The sequence below is a fragment of the Mycobacterium sp. genome, assembly GCF_025965855.1.
Taxonomy (GTDB): Bacteria; Actinomycetota; Actinomycetes; order Mycobacteriales; family Mycobacteriaceae; genus Mycobacterium.
Map to the genome: position 1 here is coordinate 1 of NZ_JAOPWB010000101.1, position 4,860 is coordinate 4,860.

General features: G+C 70.6%; 3 protein-coding genes and 3 pseudogenes. 5 read left to right on the forward strand and 1 reads right to left on the reverse strand.

Annotated features, from left to right (window positions below; all coding sequences use genetic code 11):
* A pseudogene (locus JWP83_RS07580) lies at positions 1–451 on the reverse strand (hypothetical protein); the annotation flags it as partial.
* A 186-nt stretch (positions 452–637) separates the two neighbouring features.
* Between JWP83_RS07580 and JWP83_RS07585 the strand changes: the two are divergent.
* The 5 genes and pseudogenes from JWP83_RS07585 to JWP83_RS07605 all read left to right on the forward strand — a co-directional run.
* Positions 638–1,023: pseudogene (locus JWP83_RS07585) on the forward strand (FkbM family methyltransferase); the annotation flags it as partial.
* Positions 1,024–1,139: 116 nt separating this feature from the next.
* On the forward strand, positions 1,140–2,327 hold the full coding sequence (locus JWP83_RS07590; protein ID WP_297728020.1) for an FAD-dependent oxidoreductase: 1,188 nt from the start codon (positions 1,140–1,142) through the stop codon (positions 2,325–2,327).
* The gene (locus tag JWP83_RS07595) at positions 2,324–3,235 is read left to right on the forward strand and encodes an RNA polymerase sigma-70 factor (RefSeq protein ID WP_297728023.1); all 912 of its coding nucleotides are present in this window, start codon (positions 2,324–2,326) and stop codon (positions 3,233–3,235) included. Before JWP83_RS07590 ends, JWP83_RS07595 begins: the two co-directional genes overlap by 4 nt.
* Positions 3,236–3,263: 28 nt before the next feature.
* Complete coding sequence (locus JWP83_RS07600; protein WP_297728026.1) at positions 3,264–4,511, forward strand: aminodeoxychorismate synthase component I; 1,248 nt, start codon at positions 3,264–3,266, stop codon at positions 4,509–4,511.
* Between the two features lie 120 nt (positions 4,512–4,631).
* Positions 4,632–4,860: pseudogene (locus JWP83_RS07605) on the forward strand (hypothetical protein); the annotation flags it as partial.

Below are 4,860 nucleotides of genomic sequence, written 5' to 3' on the forward strand. Positions count from 1 at the left end.
CTTTTTGCTTCCACTTGCGGGCGCCATTCTTGACGAAGCCGAGCACCCCGGTGGTGGTCTCTCCGGAGACCAGTGGTGCGGCGGCCACCGAGGGCGCGGTGGGCTGCTTGGCTCCACCGATCCGGCGGCCGAACGCCCGGTTGTTCTGCTGCGGGCGGATCGCGACCGGCTTCCTGCCGTCTTCGCACTGGGCGAGCACCGGGTCGGCGCTGGTGAAATGGACGACTGCCATCGGATCCGGGTCCGGAATATCGGTGCGCGGCGGCCACTCCGCGACCAGGACCGAGGCGCGGATGTCGTGATCGTGGTGGCGCAGGAAGCCGGCGTCGAGATCGAACTGCTCGACGAGCTGTGCGAGCACCTTTTCACTCACCTGGGTCGCGGTGGATCCCGTAGCCTCCATCAGCTGCCTGGCCACGGAGGTTACGACGAGATCCAGGCTGCGCGGCAAGGACTCCTCCGATGGGGCACAGGTCCCAACTGGGCTTGGCCTTTTCGGGGGGCCCAATCAAGGCATATTTCGCGGTGGCTGCATTCGGCCCGGGGCAGGTTACGAATTGGTGGGAAGCGTAGCACCTCCGACCCGGCGCAGGCCCGCTCAAGCCTGGCCCCCAACCAGGACGGGAGACCACCGCAGTTGCCTGTCGCACGCTCGGCAAAACGTTGGCTCGCTCCGGCTGCAAAGACCTTGGCGCCACGCCTGTTCTGGCGGCGCAAATACGGCATCCTGCGACGGCTCGGCGAATCCCGACCGGACGTGCAACTGGTTGCGTCGCTGTGCGATCCCAACCGCGTCTGGCTGGACATCGGGGCCGACTTCGGCGAATTGACGATCGCGATGCTGCCGTCGTCGCGCTCGGTGATCGCCTTCCAACCTAGGCCGGCCCAGGCCCGCAGCTGGCGTCGACGTTCGACGCGGTCGGCGCCGCGGTCCGGCTGGAAGCCGTGGCGCTCTCGGACCAGCCGGGCGTGACCACCATGCGGGTGGTCGAATCCGACCCGGGCCGCAGCACGATCGACACCGGTGCTTGAGCGCCAACCTCGCGAGTGAAACAGCTCACAGTCCCGCCCCGGACTGTCACACCCGGCCGGGTTGCGGTGTCTCAAGGGCACGAGTCCCGTCAGAGTAGGAGACAGAAATGACCGAGCTGGCCGCCCCAAGAACCCATGTCGTCGTCGTCGGCGGCGGATACTCCGGAACGCTGGCCGCCAATCGCCTGCGGCAGCGCGCCGACGTCGACATCACCCTGGTCAATCCGCGTCCGGTCTTCGTGGAGCGGATCCGCCTGCACCAGCTGGTCGCTGACACCAACGCGGCGATCGCCGACTACGACACGCTGCTGGGCGAGGGCATCGGGCTGGTCGTCGACGCCGTCGACCGCATCGAGGCCGCCGACCGGCGCCTGGTGCTGGCCTCGGGCGCCGAGCTGGACTACGACTACCTCATCTACGCCGTCGGCAGCACCGGCGCGATGCCCCTGACCGTGCCCGGCGCGGCCGAGTTCGCCCACTCGGTCGCCGACCTGGAAAGCGCGCAGCGGCTGCGCTACGCGCTCGCCGACCTGCCGCTGGCGTCACCCGTCACCGTCGTCGGCGGCGGGCTGACCGGCATCGAAACGGCGTCCGAACTGGCCGAACTGGGCCGCCCGGTGACCCTGGTGTGTGGCGGCATCCTCGGCCGGTCGCTGAGCAGCCGGGGCCGGCGGTCCGTGGCCAAGCAGCTACGCGGCCTCGGCGTCAACGTGCTCGAATCCGCTGCCGCCAGCAAGGTGCGCTGGGACGCGGTGGTGCTCACCGACGGCGCCGTGCTGCCCAGCGCGGCGACGGTGTGGACGGCGGGATTCGCGGTGCCGGACCTGGCCGCGCGCAGCGGGCTGAGCACCGACGCCCTGGGCCGGCTACTCATCGACGAGACGCTGACCAGCATCGACGACCACCGCATCGTCGCCGCGGGTGACGCGGCCGCGCCGTCGGGCCAGCCGCTGCGGATGAGCTGCCAGGCCGCCGGGCCGCTCGGGGTCCAGGCAGCCAACACGGTCCTCAGCCGCATCGCGGGAGAAACCCCGGCGCTGCTGAGTCAGGCGTTCACGGGGCAGTGCATCAGCGTGGGCCGCTCGCGCGGCACCATCCAGCTCGCCCGCAAAGACGACACCCCGGTGGACGTGGCCGTCGGCGGCCGAAGCGCAGCGGCTATCAAGGAGACGGTCTGCAAGGCCACGCTGTGGGCCATCCGGCGCGAAGCGGCCAAGCCGGGCTCGTACTTTTGGCTCAAGGGCGGCGCGCGGCCCGCGCAGTCGCCGGCCGACGAGCGGGTCGCGCTGCCATGACGGATTCGTCCGACCATGCCGACCGATTCACGTTGCTGCGGCCGTTGCTGTTCACGATCACCTACGAGATCCTCGGCTCGGCGACCGAAGCCGACGACGTGCTGCAGGACAGCTATCTGCGGTGGGCCGAGGTCGACCTGTCGACCGTGCGCGACACCAAGTCCTACCTGGCCCAGCTGGTCACCCGGCAGGCGCTCAACGCGCTGCGGGCCGACGCGCGCCGCCGCGAGGAGTACGTGGGGCCCTGGCTCCCCGAGCCGCTGCTCCTGAATGACCAGGACCCATCGGCGGATGTCGTTCTGGCGGAATCGGTTTCGATGGCGATGCTGGTCTTGCTGGAAACCCTGAGCCCCGACGAGCGGGCGGTGTTCGTGCTGCGCGAGGTGTTCGGTTTCGACTACGGCGAGATCGCCGAGGCGGTCGGCAAACCGGCGCCGACCGTGCGTCAGGTCGCGCACCGCGCGCGCGAACACGTGCGGGCGCGACGGAAGCAGCGCGGCGCTTCAACAAAAATTGACCCGGAACGCAACGCCGAAATCACCACCCAGTTCCTGGCCACGGCGGCCAGCGGCGACGTCGAAGCGCTGATGACGATGCTCGCCCCGGACGCCACCTGGACGGCCGACAGCGGCGGAATCGTCAGCGCCGCCCGCAGGCCGGTCGTCGGCGCCGAGCGGGTGGCGCGGGCGATCGCCGGGCTGATGCGCAGGGCCGCGGAAATGGGCACGCTGCGCGCGGACATGGTGACCTGCAACAGCGCTCCGGCCGTGTTGCTCTACCTCGGCGAACAGCTCGAAGGCGTGATCACGCTGGAGATCGCCGCCGGCAAGATCACCAACTTCTATGTGATGCGCAACCCGGAAAAGCTGGCGGCCCTGGCCACCGCTCGCGACATCAGCCGCAGCTAAGCGGCGAATGCTCTGTCAAGCTAGGGCGGTGCGAACCGACCGGCTTGGCGACCTCGGCGCGGCACCCCGGGTGCTGCGCGCCGTCGGCGACGCCACCGGCCGGCTCGGGTTGCCGCCGCCCGCCGCGCTGACCGGCGAGTGGTTCGGTGCGCTGGCGGTGATCGCGCCCAGCCTGTCGGCGCGGCCGGTCGCCGCCGCCGACGCCTTCGCGGTCCGGCTGGGTCCGCCGGCGCCCAACTCCGAGGCGGTCGGCGGCGGCTGGATCGGTTACCTGTCCTATCCCGACCCCGGCGCCGACGGAAGGCCGAATCGGATCCCCGAAGCCGCCGGCGGCTGGACCGACTGCGTCCTGCGCCGCGACCGCGACGGGCAATGGTGGTACGAAAGCCTGTCCGGCGCGCCGATGCCGGACTGGTTGAGCGCGGCGCTGGCGGCCCCGCCGTCACCGCCGCGCGATTGCCGGATCGACTGGGGCGCCGCCGACCGGGCCGCGCACCGCGGCGGGGTCCTGTCCTGCCTGGAGGCGATCCGCGCCGGCGAGGTCTATCAGGCCTGCGTATGCACGCAATTCACGGGGTCGGTCAGCGCGGCTCCGCTGGATTTCTTCGTCGACGGCGTCGCGCGTACCTCCCCGGCCCGGGCGGCTTATGTGGCGGGGCCGTGGGGGGCGGTGGGGTCGCTGTCGCCGGAGCTTTTCCTGCGGCGTCGCGGTGCGGTCGTGACGTCCAGCCCCATCAAGGGCACGTTGCCGCTGGACGCCTGGCCGTCGGCGCTGCGGGCTTCAGCCAAAGACGTCGCCGAAAACATCATGATCGTGGACCTGGTCCGCAACGATCTCGGCCGGGTGGCGACCGTCGGCACGGTCACCGTGCCCGAGCTGTTAGTCGTGCGGCGCGCACCGGGCGTGTGGCACCTGGTGTCCACGGTGTCGGCGCGGGTTCCCGTCGAGCTCCCGACGTCGGCGCTGCTGGACGCCGCCTTTCCCCCGGCATCGGTTACCGGAACACCCAAACACCGTGCACGGCAACTGATTTCGCAATGGGAGCACAGCCGTCGCGGCATATACTGCGGCACAATCGGTTTGGCGTCCCCGATCGCCGGATGTGAGCTGAATGTCGCGATCCGCACCGTCGAGTTCGACGCGGGCGGTGGCGCCGTGCTGGGCGTCGGCGGCGGGATCACCGCCGACTCCGATCCCAACGCTGAATGGGAGGAGTGCCTGCACAAGGCGGCACCGATCGTCGGGCTGCCGTTGATCGCGGCCGCGGCCGGTTAGGTGAAGCATCAGCGCCGCGGCCGTGAATTTCGGCTAACACCCCACGCCACGTGCCGCGTCCGCCTAAGCTTCATGGATTGACCCGCGCCGATCGCGCGTCGACCGCCGGAGGGGGCCGTCATGAGAATCGTTGTCCTGGGCGCCGTAGCGTCCGCCCTCATGGGTGGAACGCTGGCGGTCACGCCGCTGACCTCGGTCAGCACGCCGCTACCGGCCGCGGGACCATGCGGCAATGGTGGGGCCGTATGCCAAAAAGTGGCGTCGGTCCTGATGCCCGAGACGCCGCCGTCGGCGCCGGGCGTGCAGGCCGCGCCCGCCGCACAGACCGGACTGGCTCCCACGCCAGAGG